Genomic DNA, 15,729 nt, shown 5'->3' with positions numbered 1-15,729 from the left:
TTCTGTTTTAAAAAAATTTATAATTTTAGGTTGTCATTTTCTATACTTTTGCTTAAGTTTAGTAAGTCGCGGGCTATTTCATCTATTACTTCAAAGGATGCAGCTATCTCTTCCATTGCTGCTGATTGGTGTTGTGTAGAGGATGCTATGGATTCTACTTCTTCCTGTGACTTCATGGTGAGTGCTTTGATATTCTCTACTATTTCAACCATCTGCTGGCCGTATTCGGATGTTTTAATACTTGAGCTTGATATTTCATGTACTTTAGTGTTTGTTTTCTCCTGTAATTCTCTGAGTTTTTCAAAGGATTTTCCGGCTGAACGCACCATATCAATACCTGTTTTTATTGTTTCAGAGCCTTGATCCATCGCATTTACGGCATCATTTGTATCAGCCTGTATATGTTTTATCAGATTTGATATCTCTTTTGCAGCTCCTGCTGACTGTTCTGCAAGTTTCCTGATCTCTTCGGCAACCACTGCGAAGCCTTTTCCCTGCTCACCGGCCCTTGCGGATTCAATAGCGGCATTTAGTGCAAGGAGATTTGTCTGGCCGGCAATTGAGGTAATCATTTCAATTATCTTGCCAACCTGTACGGAGCGGTCTCCAAGCCTGTTTATCAATACTTTGCTCTGATAAGTGGAAGTTTCTATATCCTTCATATTTTCTATAGCTTGTGTAATAACCTTTTCACTTTCTTCAGCGGCAGCATCAGTACTTTCAGATATCTCATACATTTCCTGTGACTGTAAAGAGATTTCCTGTAATATAGTAGAGATGCTCTCTACTTTCACGGTAGTATTTTCTATGTATTTCAGATTTTTTTCGCATCCATCTGCTGCCTGACTTGCGTTATTGGCAATCAGATCATTGGCTTTAGCAGTATCCTCCATAGTGGATGAAAGCTGGCTTACCGAATCTGCCAGAACATTTGAAGCATTTGAGGACTTAAGCATGACATCCTTTAACTTACTCAGAATGGAAGCCTGCTCCTCAGAATCCATCATACCCTCCAGAAGATTTCTTGTCCTCCTTGTCAGCATTGTAAATATTAGAGACAGCGAGATATATTCAATAGTGTATGCACTGAGGTTGGAAATGTAAGCAGCATTAAGTTCTCCGGCAGTAGCGTATTCCCCGCTGAAAGAAAACCTTAAGTACAGTGTTAATATCAGATTGGCATATCCCACTATAAAAGCTGTCCATGTCAATTTTCTGTCAAAATAAAGACAACTTAGGGTAATAGGGAATATATAAAGCATATTGATTCCTATCTGATGATTTGTATTCAGTATTCCGATTATTAATGTACTTATAACTATGGAACTGTATTTCAGTATCGTATCGTTTACCGATAGCTTCCTTAAAACAAAGGGGAGTACTGCACCTATTGCACCTATTGTGCTGAATATGTATAATCTCTGCATGTCAAAGTTGAATACACCGACTATTCCTAAAATTATCAGAGCGGGGAAAGCTAATGTAGCCCATAGTAATATATTTGTGGTTATTACATTGGCTTCCTGCTCATTTTTACACAGAAAAGATTTTTGTTCCATGTATTTTGCCTCCTGTTATTTAAAATTGATATAAGTAATTCAATGCTATCGTGATATGCTCGCAATTAACATATTATGACATTATTTGACACACATATATATTACCATAAATATTGTTATTTTAAAATATGAGTTTATTGAAAAAAATTAATTTAGGGGAATTGGTAGTATCTTCAGGGGAGAAGTATATGAATAAATTGATTAACATAATAATTTTGATCCTGGTGTGAATATGCTGTTTTTAATAGTGAGGCTGTGCAGACTTGAAAAAAGTTGATATGCTTTATTCTTGCAGTATAATAATAAGGATGGTATAATGTATTGAAAATGTTTTAACCTAGCAGGCTGGAAGCAAAGAGGCGTAAGGCTTATGTGGATTTTGGGGGTATGTTTTCCACCGGATCGTGCCAACTTCAGATACGATATACTGCATAACGGTATACAAGTCTGAAGTACATATAGCTTGCGCTTTTATTATGAAATTTAGCATATTTTTAAATCTAACATATATTTTTGGAGGTTATTAAATGAGGAAAACTAAAATTATTTGTACTTTAGGCCCTGCTGTTGATAATGAGGAAATACTGAAAAAGCTCATAGAAAAGGGAATGGATGTTGCGCGTATAAATTTTTCGCATGGTACACATGAGCAGCATAAAAAAAGAGTTGATAGCTTTAAAATGATCAGGGAAAGCTTTGGACGTCCTATTCCGCTCCTGCTTGATACGAAAGGCCCTGAGATAAGGACGGGAAGGTTTGAAACCGGAGAGGTTACCCTGAAGGAGGGCGACAGATTTGTTCTGGTAAATGAAGATATCATTGGCGACAATACAAAAGCGACTGTTACATATAAGGAATTGTATAGGGATGTAAAAAGAGGAAGCCGTATACTGATAAATGATGGGTTAGTAGAACTGGAAGTAGAAGAGATCAAGAAGAAGGATATATTCTGCAAGGTTTTGAACGGAGGAGTTATAGGCAACAATAAGGGTATAAATGTACCCGGAGCGGAGATCCATCTGCCTTCATTGACTCAACAGGATATTGAAGATATAAAGTTCGGTATAGAAAATGACTTTGATTTTATTGCCGCATCCTTTGTCAGAAAAGCATCTGATGTCATAGAGATAAGAAAAGTACTGGAAAAGCATGGCGGACAGGAGATAAAAGTTATTGCCAAGATAGAGAATCGTGAAGGGATTCAAAATTTTGACGATATAATCAAAGTTTCTGACGGCATAATGGTAGCAAGAGGAGACCTGGGGGTAGAAATACCTGTAGAAGAGGTACCTGTAGTACAGAAAGCTTTGATTGAAAAATGCTATAAAAACGGAAAGCCTGTAATTACGGCTACTCAAATGCTGGATTCTATGATTAGGAACCCCAGGCCTACCAGAGCAGAGGCAAGTGATGTAGCTAATGCAATATATGACGGGACAAGCGCGATAATGCTTTCAGGAGAGACAGCTTCCGGCAAATATCCTGTAGAAAGCCTTGAAACAATGTCAAAGATTGCAGAAAAAGCAGAAAAATCTATTGATTATTGGAAGCGTTTTTCAAACAAACAGCCTGAAATGCAGTCAAGTGTTACAAATGCCATCAGTCATGCAACATGTACAACAGCACTTGATTTGAAAGCGTCTGCTATAATCACGGTTACGCAGTCAGGGCATACGGCAAGGATGATATCAAGATTCAGGCCTGCATGCCCGGTAATAGCAACAACGGTCAGTCCTAAAGTACAGCGTCAGCTCTCTCTGTCATGGGGTATAATTCCTTATCTTGTCAGGGAAGTATCAACTACGGATGAAATGTTTGACACCGGTGTTGAAAAGGCGTTGGAGTCCGGCCTGGTAAGCAATGGGGATCTTGTTATTATTACTGCGGGAGTGCCAATAGGTGTCAGTGGGACAACCAACATATTAAAAGTCCACATAGTAGGTAAGGTGCTGGTACAGGGGACAGGAATCGGGGGTGGAGCTGTGACAGGCGAGCTGTGTGTTGCCAGAACAGCAGAAGAAGCAGATAATACCTTTACAGATGGAAACATACTTGTCGTACCTTTTACAAATAATGCTATGCTGCCGGTAATGAAGAGGGCTTCTGCAATTATTACCGAAGAAGGCGGGATAGGTTCCCATGCAGCAATAGTAGGGCTTACATTAGAGATACCTGTTGTGGTCGGTGCTGATAATGCTACACATATTCTTAAAAGCGGATCGGTAGTGACTATAGATTCAAGCAGAGGTATAGTTTATTACGGTGCAACCAAGGTTTGATAGGTCTTAGTAATGAAAGCCATCGGGTATTAGCTCTGATGGCTTTATTTTTACTATATCCATTGAATTATTTCCGTATTGAATAAAACAGCGTGAACTGTTATAATTCTTCATATATTACTTTATCTAAAAATGAATTTTTTCTTTTATTTTGTTTAGTTTATTCTTCCTGAATTCTTATCTTCAATTTTAATATTGTTTTTCATTTTGCCAGGCTTGATGTGCTAATTGTAGTTGGTTATTAAGTATCGGAGGAAAAAATGAAACTTCGGAATAAAACAATAATTATCATCGGATTGACACTTATTATCCTTATTGCTGTTCTGGTTCTGGCTTCTCAGTTGATAGTCAGGAACGGTTTCTTGATACTGGAAAATCAGCATATTGAAAAGAGCGTAGGACAGGCGGAAGGAGTCCTGTTTAATGAGATAAACCTGCTTTCAACAAAAATGAGCGATTATGCAAAATGGGACGATACATATGCGTTTATAGAGAATCACAACCAGGAATATATAAAATCCAATATGGTAGATACTACGTTTAGCGAGCTCAAGCTGAATTTTATTGCATTTTTGGATGCAAGAGGTGAAACGGTTTTTTCAAAGGGATATGATTTGCATAAGGGTACAAAGATGCCTCTTCCCGAAGGTCTTGACGAAGATATTCTGGAGAATAGAGAAATTCTGAATAAAGCCTCAATAGAAGGTATAAATGGAATTGTGATTTTAGAGGGAAGACCTTTAGCAATAACTGCTCAGCCCATACTTACCAGCGCTGGAGAAGGGCCTGTCAGGGGACTTGTTATTGCCGGACAGTTTCTCGATACAGAAAAGATAAAGGAAATAGAGGAGATAACAAAACTGTCTGTAAAACTGTACCGGTTGAACGATAGCCGGATGCCTGAGGACTTTATCGCTGCTAAAAACCATCTGGAAAGTGACCCTCAGGATGAGAAGCATCGGTATATTAAAGCTGCAGATTCAAATCATGTGTATGGATATTCCATATTAAGGGATATTAACGATAAACCTATATTGGTACTGGGTGTAGGAACAGATAGAGAAATATTCAATTACGGAAAGGAAACTATAAGGTTTTTCAATATTGCATTGCTTTTGAGCGGGTTGTTCATTGGTGTGGTAATAATATTTTTATTGGAAAAAGTTTTTTTGTCTAGAATGCAGGTTTTGAGTAAAAATGTTTCCCATATAGGAGGAATAGGGGATGCTTCAGCAAGACTGGATGTAACAGGAAAGGACGAGCTTGCCAGTCTGACGGAGGAAGTCAACAGGATGCTTGAGGCTCTGGAAAAATCACAGGCAGACCTCAGGAAGAGCGAGTATAAATATCGCCATTTATTTGAAAGCATGTTGGATGGCTTTGCATATTACAGTGTTGAAATGGATGCTGACGGACATCCGGACCACTACGTATTTCTGGAAGTAAATGAAGCGTTTGAGAGCATTATCGGATTGAAGAGTAAAGATATTATTGGAAAGCGGATTTCTGATATAAGATCGGGTCTGGAAGCTTCACTGGCTGAGTATATCGATAATTATGGAGAGATAGCTTTAAAAGGTGACAAGTTAAGTTTTACATATCAAGCTAATGACACAGGGAAGTGGTATCTTGTTTCAGCATACAGTCCTGCTGGAGGGTACTTTATCACAGTGTTTCATGATATTACCAACCGCAAGCAGATTGAGGAGGAGTTGAAGAAAGCGAAAGAAGCAGCTGAATCAGCTAACCAGTCTAAAAGCGAGTTCCTTGCGAACATGAGCCATGAAATAAGAACTCCCATGAATGCGGTTATAGGCATGACTGAGCTGCTGCTTGATACGGGCTTGGACGAGCGGCAGAAGGAATTGGCCTCCATAGTTCGCGACTCAGGAAACTTGCTGCTGAATATTATCAATGATATTTTGGATTTTTCCAAACTGGAGGCAGGCAAACTGGTAATCAACAACTTCGAATTCAAAGTGCTTAATGTTGTTGAGAGTATGGCTGAGCTGATGTCGGTAAAAGCAAATGAAAAAAACATTTCACTTTCTACCTTTGTTTCACCGGAAATACCTGTCATTCAGGGTGATGCCGATAGACTCAGGCAGATATTGCTTAATCTTACCGGGAATGCTATAAAATTTACTCAAAGCGGTGAAGTTGGGGTTTTTGCAACGATAAAGGAAAGAAACGGCAAATACATTAAAGTTCTCTTTGAAGTAATAGATACAGGGGTAGGAATTCCCATGGCAGTACAGGAAAAGCTTTTCAAGCCTTTTGTTCAGGCTGACGGGTCTACTACAAGGAGATATGGGGGTACAGGACTGGGACTTTCAATATCAAAGCATCTGATAGAGCTTATGGGCGGACAGATAGGTGTTGACAGCACTCCGGGAAAAGGCTCTACATTTTGGTTTACGGTAAAATTTGAGTTTTCGTCAGAAAATGTATTACCGGGTATCCCTGATGGTTTAAGGGTGCTTGTTATAGGGGATAGCCCGACAGGGAGGGAAACTATAGAGCAGTATTTAAGATCCTGGAATCTGGAGACTCGTGGTATCGCAAGACAAGAGCAGCTTTTTGGCACTTCCGGCGATGAAAAATTTAAAGGAGAAGATTTTCAGATAGTTTTCCTGAGCCAGACTACATATTCGGAATCAGAAGCAGAAGAGTTCATCAGAAATTATGGTTCCGTACCGGGGATTTCCAGTGCAAAAGTAGTCCTGGTATCAGCAGACAGGGAAGGTGTCTTGGGGGAAAAATCTTTAGAAAGAGGGTTTTCCGCATTTCTGAAAAAACCTGTAAAGCAATCTCAATTGCTGGATTGCATAATAAATTTAGTTAATAATAAAATAGTGCAAAAAACTGTTAGTGAAACAGGTGAGGCTGGCGAGGAAACCAGTTCCGCTTCTGGAACGGGCCAAAATGATAATTGTATATTGCTGGCTGAAGACAACAAAACCAACCAAAAACTTGCTACCATGCAGCTAGAGAAGCTTGGGTATAAGGTGCGTGTAGTAAATAACGGAAGAGAAGCTCTTGAAGCTGTATTGAGAACTGGATATTCCCTGCTGCTTATGGATTGTCAGATGCCTGAAATGGATGGGTTTGAAGCTACAAAGATGATACGTAGAGCAGAATCGACTCTGGGGAGAAGGATACCTATAATTGCAATGACTGCCAACGCTATTGAGGGTGATAAGGAGATGTGCCTGAGTATGGGTATGGATGACTATATAAGTAAACCTGTAAGAATAGACAAGCTTAAAGAAATACTAAACAAGTGGCTTGATTAGCGAGCAAAATGGAGGGAAAAGCAATGAAAAATTTGGTATTCAGATATGATATAGAGGGTTTGGCTGAGGGACTTGGTGTAAGTATTGAGGATATTTCTGGACTATTTGCAAGTTATTTTAATGAAATGCAGGGTGAAATAAATGATATGAGGCAGTTTCTGGAATGTAGTGATTGGGATATGCTTGAGCGTGTCGTGCACAATGTAAAAGGAGTATCTGCAAACCTGGGAATAACAGATGTTTTTGAAGAAGCAGAAAGGTTTGATGTACTGCTTAAGAGCAGAGAGACTAAAAACTCTGCCAAATACGTAGATTCTCTGGAACAGCTAATAAACAGCGCTAAAGAGGAAATTAAGGACTATTTTTGTCAAAGAGGCTGTGCTCTGTAATTAGCAGGAAATTTTGTTACTTCTTCGCTGATTTTTCTTTAATAAGGGGCAGGTGATACAATTATGGGTAAGCGAGTTATGATAGTTGAGGATTCTAATACAGTCAGGTATGAGGTTAAGTTGATTCTTGAACAGATAGGGGTCACTCTTGTAGAAACAGCCAATGAAATGGGTATGTTCAATATGATGGAAGAGTATGGAAAGTGTGTGGATTTAATAATCATGGATCTTACGCTGAAACATGAAAACGGCTTTGACCTGATAGAGAAGCTGAAAGAGAATGAAAAATACAGGGATATTCCTATATTGGTATTAACAGAGCATGCTGATAAAAATAATGTACTAAAAGCAAAGGAATTGGCTGTAGCAGGTTATTTGAGAAAGCCAATTCGGAAAGATGAACTTATTGAAAGAGTAAAGGCTGTTTTGGCTAGAGGTGCTGAAGTTATGTAGCAATACTTTTACATGGATCAGTTTGTCAGTATTTCATAGATTTTTAGTATTTTGTCGGCTGTGGCCCTGTGTCTGTTATCAAGCGTAGGCTTTATTATTGCCAGTGTTTTTATGATACCGCCGATATCTATGCCTTTGCTTCTGCTGGAGTTTATATGTTTCTTTAGGTTTCTATAAGTATCATTGTACAGCCTGCTTTTTTCAACAACCGTGTCGAGCATTCCTTTATGCCGTTCCGGAGAGAATTCGCTTAATACTTTTAAAATTTCAATTATAGCAGAATAACTGCTTTCCATGATTGAAGATTCTTCAGTGTCACGTAAGGGTGATTTTACTATATTTCTAATCCTGTCAGCAGCATAAAAGCTGTTTGCGATACTGTTATAAGACCTGTATCTGGCCATATGTAATCACCTGAATGAAATAATCTCTAAATCTATATTTATTTTATGTTAAACAGAGTGATAAAGTTACAATAATTATATTTTACTTTCTATTCGACCAGTCGTATCCCATATGTACCATAATCATTTACTGCGCTTGAGGTTTCCCCCTGCATGCTGTAAGTAATAAACCGTCCTGTTACATCTGCCTGCCCGCCTTGGTTTGTTACCCCTTCGAGAAAGAATGTTCCGAAACCCAATACTTTTACATACTTGCGGCCGCTTACATCAAGAGTATTAACTATTGGAAGAAAGATAATTCTGGAGCAATTCTTGTTGTAATACTGATAGGTACAGCGAGGCGTGTGGATGCATCCATTTACCAATTGATTGATACAGGTTTCTGTCGTACCGGATATATTACCCGTTTCTGTCTGGATCTGATTGCCTACACTGATAGTACTGTTGAAACCGTTAAGAAGATTATCCCTGTATATGGACCCGCCGGTTCCTCCCAGTGCTATTGCGGCATAGTTGCCGGATGTTCCGTCACCGGCTCCTTCCTTCAGTGTATATATATTACCGTATATAAAAGTTTGCTGAATTACCGCAAGAGGTCTGGCTCCTTTCAGGGAGCTGATGTTTTCAACCTTAGCCTTAGCTGATGACTTTATTTCCATTGTTTTTATACCCAGTACACGGGCAAAGTAAGTTTCAATACTTTTGGCTCCTTTAATCTGTATGGTGCGGTTGCTATTATCGACCGTTATATTGGTTTCTTTTAAAGTACCTATGTTTTTTTGAATATAGGTGTTTATGACGCTGTTGGCATAGCCGGAGTTGGTTATTAGTTCCTGAGCACCCGCAAGTGCCGCAGAATCTATTGCAGATGCGAGTCTGTTTTTCTGCCAGACCAGTGAACCTATATCTATGGTTAGAGCAGCAAAACCTGAAATCAATGTAAGAATAACTGCAAAAAAAACTACAGATGTTCCCTTGCGGCTCTTGCTTATATTGTAGAAGTATTTAGCCATAAGAAAAACCTCCTGCAAAATAGTATATATTTGTTTCGAAAAGAGAGGGTATACGAAAACAAAGGTTTATAATAATAATTCGTATCAACCCGCCGATTTTTGGGATACCTGTCTAGGATAAAGTATTCATATTTTATGGGTATAGATTACTATCTTAATATACATTGACAACTCTTGACATTCACGTATACTGTTAAGTTCAGAACTCATTACCTATACTAAATACAAATATTAATTTTTGTTTATATTTAAGACTTTTTGCTTTTGTTGTAGTATAATACTTCTGGAAGAACTTTCAATCGGATTTATGATAAGCTTGGAAATGTTGGGGGAAATATGAACGGAAACAAGGTACTACAAATTTTATTCAGAGCATGCTTTTTGCTTCTTATTCCTGCAATACAGATTTTTTACTTTATACTGAATAATTACAGCAGTAAGGTAAGAAATATCAGCACAGTTCTGGATGAACTGATACCCTTCAGCCAGCATTTCGTTATACCCTATATATACTGGTATGTGTATGTGTTTGCTGTTCTCGTGTTTTTCCTGTTTGCCGATTACAAATACTATTATAGGCTACTCGCGTGTATTATATCGGGAACTCTGATCTGCTTTATCATTTACTACTTTTTCCCTACAACAGTACCCAGGCCTGAAGTTACAGGAAATGACCTGTTTTCAAGTCTGGTAAGGGGTATATATTCAAATGATAACCCGTATAACTGTTTCCCGAGTATACATGTACTTGATACTATCCTGCCCACATTGTTTTTGCTTAAGTATACGAAAAACAAACTTGTTGGTGCATTTGCGGTTATCAGTTATATAGCTATTACTCTATCAACTTTATTCATAAAGCAGCATTATGTCTGGGATGCTGTTTCTGCAACAATTCTGGGGTTGGCTATGTATTTTCTCTATACAAATGATTACTTATGGAGTAAAGTGCCTGTAAAACGTATATCTGCATATATAAGGCTGATCAAGATGAAAAGAGCACCGGCACGCAATTGAACTAACGGTTATTTGCCGGCTAAAGTGCTGCAGGCAGGGTGAATCCCTGCTTTTTGTATATTATTCCTATAAATTGTGCACAATATTAAAGTGTATACTTTATAGGTGGTGTGAGCATGTTAAAGCGGCTTTTCGGAAGCAAATTGCTGGTATTGTTTCTTAGTATGGCCTTAATAGGCTTTCTCATAGGTTATGATTATGCAATGATTGCATCGAAGAAAGACAAAACCGGATCGACGGATACCTCTAGCGGCATAGACCAAATTACAACTGTACGGGGTAAAGATGCAGCAAGGGATGAAAATACTGAGGCAGTGGAAATAGAAGGAGTCTTTCCTGAAAAAAGCGAATATGAAAATAGGTAAATATTAAAAGAAAGTATCAAGGATGGGATACTTTCTTTTATATTTATTCGCTATTAAATATAGAAAACGTAGTACTATTGGTGTATAATATAAAATTATAGATTTCGGATCACGACTAAACAATCATTGAGCAGAACTGTCTTTACGGATAAAAAGCTCTGATACAGATAGTAAGAGGAGTCATTTATGAATAAAATACGTGAGGCCCTGAAAGATTCCAGAAGGATTGTTATAAAGGTTGGAACTTCAACTCTGACTTATGATACAGGTAAGGTTAACTTTACCAGGATAGATAGACTTGCGAGGGTTTTATCAGACTTATCCAATCAGGGGAAAGAGGTAGTATTAGTAACATCAGGTGCGATAGGAGTAGGGGTTGATAAGTTGAAATTGAAGGAAAAACCCAAACTCATACCTGAAAAGCAAGCTGTTGCTGCCGTCGGACAGTGCGAACTGATGCATATATATAGCAAATTTTTCTCGGATTACGGACATATAGTAGGGCAGATCCTTTTAACAAGGGATGCGGTAGAGGATGAGCATAGAAGACAAAATGTAATTAATACTTTTGAGACTTTGCTGCAAAAAGAAATTATTCCCATAGTCAACGAAAACGATTCTGTTTCTGTTGAGGAAATCAAATTCGGTGAGAATGATACACTTTCAGCAATTGTTTCAAAGCTGATCAAAGCTGATTTATTAATAATTTTATCTGATATTGACGGGCTTTATGAGAGTGACCCGAGAAATAACCCGGATGCGAAAATGATTTCTGTAGTAGAAAGCATAACCCCGGAAATAGAAAAATCAGCAGGGGGTGCCGGTACAAAAAGAGGCACAGGGGGCATGATAACAAAGCTTTTTGCTGCAAAGATAGCAACTGCGGCAGATGTTCATATGGTAATAGCCAGCGGTAAAAACCCTGATATAGTAATGGATATCATAAACGGCAAGGATATAGGAACCTTGTTTACTTCTGGGGAGGGTAAAGGTCTGAAAGAAATATAATTTCTGAAAGACTTTAGCATCCGCATGTTTTTACGGGTGCAAAAATAAGTAGTGGGAGAGATTAACATGGATATGATTAAACTGGCTTCCCAGGTCAAGGAAGCTTCAATAAAGTTATCTGCAGCAGGGACTGAACTAAAGAATGCAGCGCTGCAGAGCATAGCCGATGAATTATTAAAAAGAAAAGACGAGATTATTAAGGCGAATACGGAAGATTTGTCAAATGCAGAGAAAGAAAAGCTTGCAGCTCCGCTGATGAAAAGACTGAAATTTGATGAGGCAAAAATCGCTGATGTGATAGATGGAATAAAAAGCCTGATTAAGCTGGAAGACCCTGTTGGGAAAACGCTGCTTGCAAATGAGCTTGATGACAATCTGGAATTGTATAGGGTAACATGCCCTATAGGGGTAATAGGAATCATTTTTGAATCAAGGCCGGATGCCCTTGTACAGATTTCCACGTTATGTTTAAAAAGCGGGAATGGAGTACTGCTTAAGGGTGGATCGGAAGCCAAGGAAACAAACAGGATATTGGCAGACATTGTTGCAAATGCTACAGAAAAAGCAGGTATTCCTTCAAACTGGGTAAAATTGCTCGAAACAAGATCAGATGTCAATGAAATGCTGAAAATGGATAAATATATAGACTTAATCATTCCTAGAGGCTCAAATGAGTTTGTCCGTTATATAATGGATAACTCCAGAATACCGGTAATGGGCCATGCCGACGGTATATGTCACTGCTATGTGGATGAAGAGGCAGATTTGCAAAGTGCGGTAAGAATAGTAGATGACTCTAAAACCCAGTATGTTGCCGTATGCAATGCTCTAGAAACTCTTTTGGTGAATGAAAAGGTGGCGGCTGAGTTCCTCCCTGCACTTAAAAAGGAACTGGAAAAAAAGAATGTGGAACTGGTGGGATGTGAGGGTACACAGTCGATAATTCCCGTAGGAGCAGCTACTGAAGAGGACTGGAAAACAGAGTACCTGGACTATAAACTTTCAATCAGGCTTGTAAAGGATATGGATGAGGCTATTGCGCATATAAACACTTATGGGTCGGGACATACGGACAGCATAATTACAAAGAGTAAAGAGAAAGCAGCCAGATTCATGTCCCTGGTGGACTCGGGTAATGTATTCTGGAATTGCTCTACGAGGTTCAGCGACGGCTTCAAGTATGGATTCGGTGCAGAAATCGGCATAAGTACAAGCAAGATACATTCAAGAGGACCTGTAGGTATGGAAGGACTTTTAATATATAAATATATGCTTCTGGGCGATGGTCATATTGTGGATGATTATTCTAAAAAAGCAAGGACTTTCAAACATAAGGTTTTGGATAAAAAGTTTCCGCTATAAATAGTATTTTAGAGTAATCTATATCTTAATATCAAAGCTTTACATGCAAAAAGATACTCTGGAATTTGATCTTCCGGAGTATCTTTATATTTTAAAAAAATTATGCTTAAGGGCTTCCGGACTTACTCCATAGGATTTTACCCAAATATGCAACCTTGTCAAACTTATAGGCTTTAGAAAAATTCACTGCATCCTGGTAATTATTAAATAACTGTACAAGTTTTTCACCTTTATAGACCTGATAATCATAGCTGTCTATATTGATAGCTTCCTTCGCTAGAAGAAGTCCTGTAGCTCCGGCTTTGTTCCATACATTATTGAACCATTTATCCGGATATGGAAAATTTCCGACATAAGGGCATAACTCAATTGTAAAGCCGGGCTTCTTGAATGTTGTGACAGTCCAGTCCTTATACCCTCCATAAGATTTTTTCTGACTGGATTCACTTAGTAATTTATAGCCTGTAACCTTGGAGAGGTTTTTTCCGATTTTCTTCGACTGACTGTATAAATCACCTTTTTGTCCGTTATACCAGAATATTATCTCACCCTGCGTATGGTATGCTGCATGTATCAAAAACGGATTTTCAAGTGTAAAATTCATCAATATCTTGGTTTCTGTCTCCATAGCTGGAGAAGTGCCTTTATAACCCTCGGATCTGGGGCCTTTAAGCTTCCTGATATGCTCCCAGCCAAAAGGGTACTGGTAGTTCAAATCTACTCCTTTTGCATTAGCTTTCCAGCTTTTGTAGGTCTTTTTACCATTGTTTATCTTTTTTATACTGTCCGGATTTTTCAGCTTACTTGGTCCGTATTGTACCAGAGTGACACCATCCGGATTAACCATCGGTACTATATAAAGAGTTACCTGATCAAGTATCCGCCTGGCATCATACCCCTTAAAAGGAATATTCATCTTATAGCAATATGCATATTCTTCTACCATCTTCATCAGGAGTGTGCTAGAAATATATTCACGGGCATGATGACTGCCATTTAAGGTAATCATTTTATTTCCTTTTCCCAGCTTTATAAGCAAAAGTGTTCTGCCATCAGGTGTCTTACCCAGAGATTTGGTTTGTATCAAATCAGGATATAGTCTTTTCAGCGCTTCGGCATCATTTATCATCTGCTCATAAGAATACACTTGAAAGGGTTTGACAACAGAGGGAGCCTGCTGTACGTAATATGCACCCATTACCTTTTTTTCCTCGGCAGGTGAGAGCAAATCCCCCTTTGGCTGAGGGAGTACACCTTCAAGCAACGTATCTACAGTATTTATGTTTTGCGTTACCTGAGAATAACTCATAGATAGAAGAAGCAGCATAACAAATGCAAAGATGGGGATTTTAATAATTCTTCGCACAAGGCACAACCTCGTTTCTAATGGTATTAAGAAAGCCATGTTCCATGGCTTTCCTTATGCAAAAAATATATATGCACATAATAATGTATGAATGTAACAAATAGACTAGATCATTTCTCTTTTTATAGAACTTTCTATCAAGACCGGATTTATTTCCAAAAGGACATCATCGCCTATTTCAGCTTCCACACCGGTCAGATCTATAATAATATTGTACATGCTGATTCTGCCCAGTATCCTTGCCTTCTTGCCATTTACCCTTACAAACAGATTCTTCCTAAGGAGTTTGATATCATTATAAATATATCTGAGAATATCCCTGAACCTATACGTATCCCTGGATTTTTCTACACCAAAGCCGTCCTTGTAGCCTACCGGGACTATGCCTATCCTCGTATTCCTCTTTGTTTTGAATGTATTTGCATAGCCTATAAAGCTGTTTTCGGGAATGTCTTTAAACTCAATTATAGTTGATTTCAGATAACCGATTTTTGAAAGCCCGTACTTGTTTTCTATGGGGATTCTCCCTAGAAACGCAGATCCTATCCTGACAGCATCAAGATGCATGACGTCAAACCTTAAAAAGGCACAGGAATTAGCTATATGAAGCTGTCCTGTTTCAATCCCGTTTTGCTTTAGACTTTCGGTACATTTTAGGAATTTTTCAAACTGGTTTTGCACGATTTTAGGCTTTTTGGTAAATGAAAATGATAGATGGGAATAAGTCCCTAAGATTTTTATATTATCAAGGGATTTTAAGAGTGAGTAGTAGTTGTCTATCTGCCCGGGCAAAAAGCCAAATCTGCCAAAGCCTGTATCTATTTTCAGATGCACGTTTACAACCATACCAAGCTTTTTTCCTGTCTCATTCATCACAACTGCAGAGTTTACCGAACCGACTGTTGCCATTATGTTATTTTTTGCTATAATTTCAGCTTCCTGTTCTATACTGGTTGACGTGAGCAAAAGTATAGGGTTGTCAAATCCATTATTCCTCAACGTTATTGCTTCATCAATCTCAGATACGGCAAAGTAGTCAATACCGTTTTCCAGCAGGATCCGTGCAAACTCAATAATACCGAGGCCGTAGCCGTTTCCTTTAAGGACGGCAATTATTGTAGAGCTTGTCATGTTTTTTATGCATTGTATATTGCTTACAAGTTTATCTTTTTCTATAACCAGTGTTTTCATGATGCCCCCCTCCCAAGCAGGTATTCC

The 15,729-nt window shown here is 38.5% G+C and carries 13 protein-coding genes; 8 read left to right on the top strand and 5 right to left on the bottom strand.

Annotation, left to right across the window (positions count from 1 at the left end):
• Positions 1-17 precede the first annotated feature (17 nt).
• Positions 18-1,559 (bottom strand): methyl-accepting chemotaxis protein, encoded by a 1,542-nt coding sequence (locus N3I35_18410; GenBank protein MCX8132057.1) that lies wholly within the window; start codon positions 1,557-1,559, stop codon positions 18-20.
• 527 nt (positions 1,560-2,086) lie between these two features.
• Here N3I35_18410 and pyk point away from each other — a divergent pair.
• From pyk to N3I35_18390, 4 genes are all read left to right on the top strand, one after another.
• Entirely contained in the window at positions 2,087-3,838 is a 1,752-nt protein-coding gene (gene pyk / locus N3I35_18405) for a pyruvate kinase (protein MCX8132056.1), read from the top strand.
• Between the two features lie 260 nt (positions 3,839-4,098).
• Positions 4,099-7,134: an ATP-binding protein gene (locus N3I35_18400; protein MCX8132055.1), complete on the top strand. Its 3,036-nt coding sequence runs from the start codon at positions 4,099-4,101 to the stop codon at positions 7,132-7,134.
• A 23-nt stretch (positions 7,135-7,157) separates the two neighbouring features.
• Positions 7,158-7,523 carry an Hpt domain-containing protein gene (locus tag N3I35_18395; GenBank protein ID MCX8132054.1) on the top strand — a complete coding sequence of 122 codons (366 nt, stop codon included), beginning with the start codon at positions 7,158-7,160 and terminating at the stop codon, positions 7,521-7,523.
• Between the two features lie 63 nt (positions 7,524-7,586).
• Positions 7,587-7,976, top strand: a complete 390-nt coding sequence (locus N3I35_18390; protein MCX8132053.1) for a response regulator — start codon at positions 7,587-7,589, stop codon at positions 7,974-7,976.
• 17 nt (positions 7,977-7,993) lie between these two features.
• Here N3I35_18390 and N3I35_18385 read toward each other — a convergent pair whose 3' ends face one another.
• Positions 7,994-8,380 carry a hypothetical protein gene (locus tag N3I35_18385; protein ID MCX8132052.1) on the bottom strand — a complete coding sequence of 129 codons (387 nt, stop codon included), beginning with the start codon at positions 8,378-8,380 and terminating at the stop codon, positions 7,994-7,996.
• Between the two features lie 89 nt (positions 8,381-8,469).
• Positions 8,470-9,393: a Tad domain-containing protein gene (locus tag N3I35_18380; protein MCX8132051.1), complete on the bottom strand. Its 924-nt coding sequence runs from the start codon at positions 9,391-9,393 to the stop codon at positions 8,470-8,472.
• Between the two features lie 336 nt (positions 9,394-9,729).
• Here N3I35_18380 and N3I35_18375 point away from each other — a divergent pair, with 336 nt between their 5' ends.
• From N3I35_18375 to N3I35_18360, 4 genes are all read left to right on the top strand, one after another.
• Positions 9,730-10,410 carry a phosphatase PAP2 family protein gene (locus N3I35_18375; GenBank protein MCX8132050.1) on the top strand — a complete coding sequence of 227 codons (681 nt, stop codon included), beginning with the start codon at positions 9,730-9,732 and terminating at the stop codon, positions 10,408-10,410.
• A 116-nt stretch (positions 10,411-10,526) separates the two neighbouring features.
• Positions 10,527-10,775 (top strand): hypothetical protein, encoded by a 249-nt coding sequence (locus N3I35_18370; protein ID MCX8132049.1) that lies wholly within the window; start codon positions 10,527-10,529, stop codon positions 10,773-10,775.
• A 186-nt stretch (positions 10,776-10,961) separates the two neighbouring features.
• The gene (gene proB, locus N3I35_18365; protein ID MCX8132048.1) at positions 10,962-11,783 is read left to right on the top strand and encodes a glutamate 5-kinase; all 822 of its coding nucleotides are present in this window, start codon (positions 10,962-10,964) and stop codon (positions 11,781-11,783) included.
• A gap of 66 nt (positions 11,784-11,849) precedes the next feature.
• A complete protein-coding gene (locus N3I35_18360) occupies positions 11,850-13,145 on the top strand; it encodes a glutamate-5-semialdehyde dehydrogenase (protein ID MCX8132047.1) in 1,296 nt (431 codons plus the stop codon).
• Between the two features lie 106 nt (positions 13,146-13,251).
• Here the strand turns inward: N3I35_18360 and N3I35_18355 are convergent, their stop codons facing one another.
• Positions 13,252-14,511, bottom strand: coding sequence for a M14 family metallocarboxypeptidase (locus N3I35_18355; protein ID MCX8132046.1), 1,260 nt, complete (start codon positions 14,509-14,511; stop codon positions 13,252-13,254).
• Between the two features lie 105 nt (positions 14,512-14,616).
• Positions 14,617-15,702, bottom strand: a complete 1,086-nt coding sequence (gene alr, locus N3I35_18350) for an alanine racemase (protein MCX8132045.1) — start codon at positions 15,700-15,702, stop codon at positions 14,617-14,619.
• Positions 15,703-15,729: the final 27 nt, after the last annotated feature.

This window comes from Clostridia bacterium (assembly GCA_026414765.1).
GTDB lineage: Bacteria > Bacillota > Clostridia > Acetivibrionales > DSM-27016 > SKW86.
Note: the sequence above shows the minus strand (reverse complement) of the source record. Positions and strands in the feature narration are given on the sequence as shown.

Bases quoted from the DNA above. Each gene is read 5' to 3' on its own strand.
- N3I35_18410 (MCX8132057.1), bottom strand. From the start codon at position 1,559: ATGGAACAAAAATCTTTTCTGTGTAAAAATGAGCAGGAAGCCAATGTA.
- pyk (MCX8132056.1), top strand. From the start codon at position 2,087: ATGAGGAAAACTAAAATTATTTGTACTTTAGGCCCTGCTGTTGATAAT.
- N3I35_18400 (MCX8132055.1), top strand. From the start codon at position 4,099: ATGAAACTTCGGAATAAAACAATAATTATCATCGGATTGACACTTATT.
- N3I35_18395 (MCX8132054.1), top strand. From the start codon at position 7,158: ATGAAAAATTTGGTATTCAGATATGATATAGAGGGTTTGGCTGAGGGA.
- N3I35_18390 (MCX8132053.1), top strand. From the start codon at position 7,587: ATGGGTAAGCGAGTTATGATAGTTGAGGATTCTAATACAGTCAGGTAT.
- N3I35_18385 (MCX8132052.1), bottom strand. From the start codon at position 8,380: ATGGCCAGATACAGGTCTTATAACAGTATCGCAAACAGCTTTTATGCT.
- N3I35_18380 (MCX8132051.1), bottom strand. From the start codon at position 9,393: ATGGCTAAATACTTCTACAATATAAGCAAGAGCCGCAAGGGAACATCT.
- N3I35_18375 (MCX8132050.1), top strand. From the start codon at position 9,730: ATGAACGGAAACAAGGTACTACAAATTTTATTCAGAGCATGCTTTTTG.
- N3I35_18370 (MCX8132049.1), top strand. From the start codon at position 10,527: ATGTTAAAGCGGCTTTTCGGAAGCAAATTGCTGGTATTGTTTCTTAGT.
- proB (MCX8132048.1), top strand. From the start codon at position 10,962: ATGAATAAAATACGTGAGGCCCTGAAAGATTCCAGAAGGATTGTTATA.
- N3I35_18360 (MCX8132047.1), top strand. From the start codon at position 11,850: ATGGATATGATTAAACTGGCTTCCCAGGTCAAGGAAGCTTCAATAAAG.
- alr (MCX8132045.1), bottom strand. From the start codon at position 15,702: ATGAAAACACTGGTTATAGAAAAAGATAAACTTGTAAGCAATATACAA.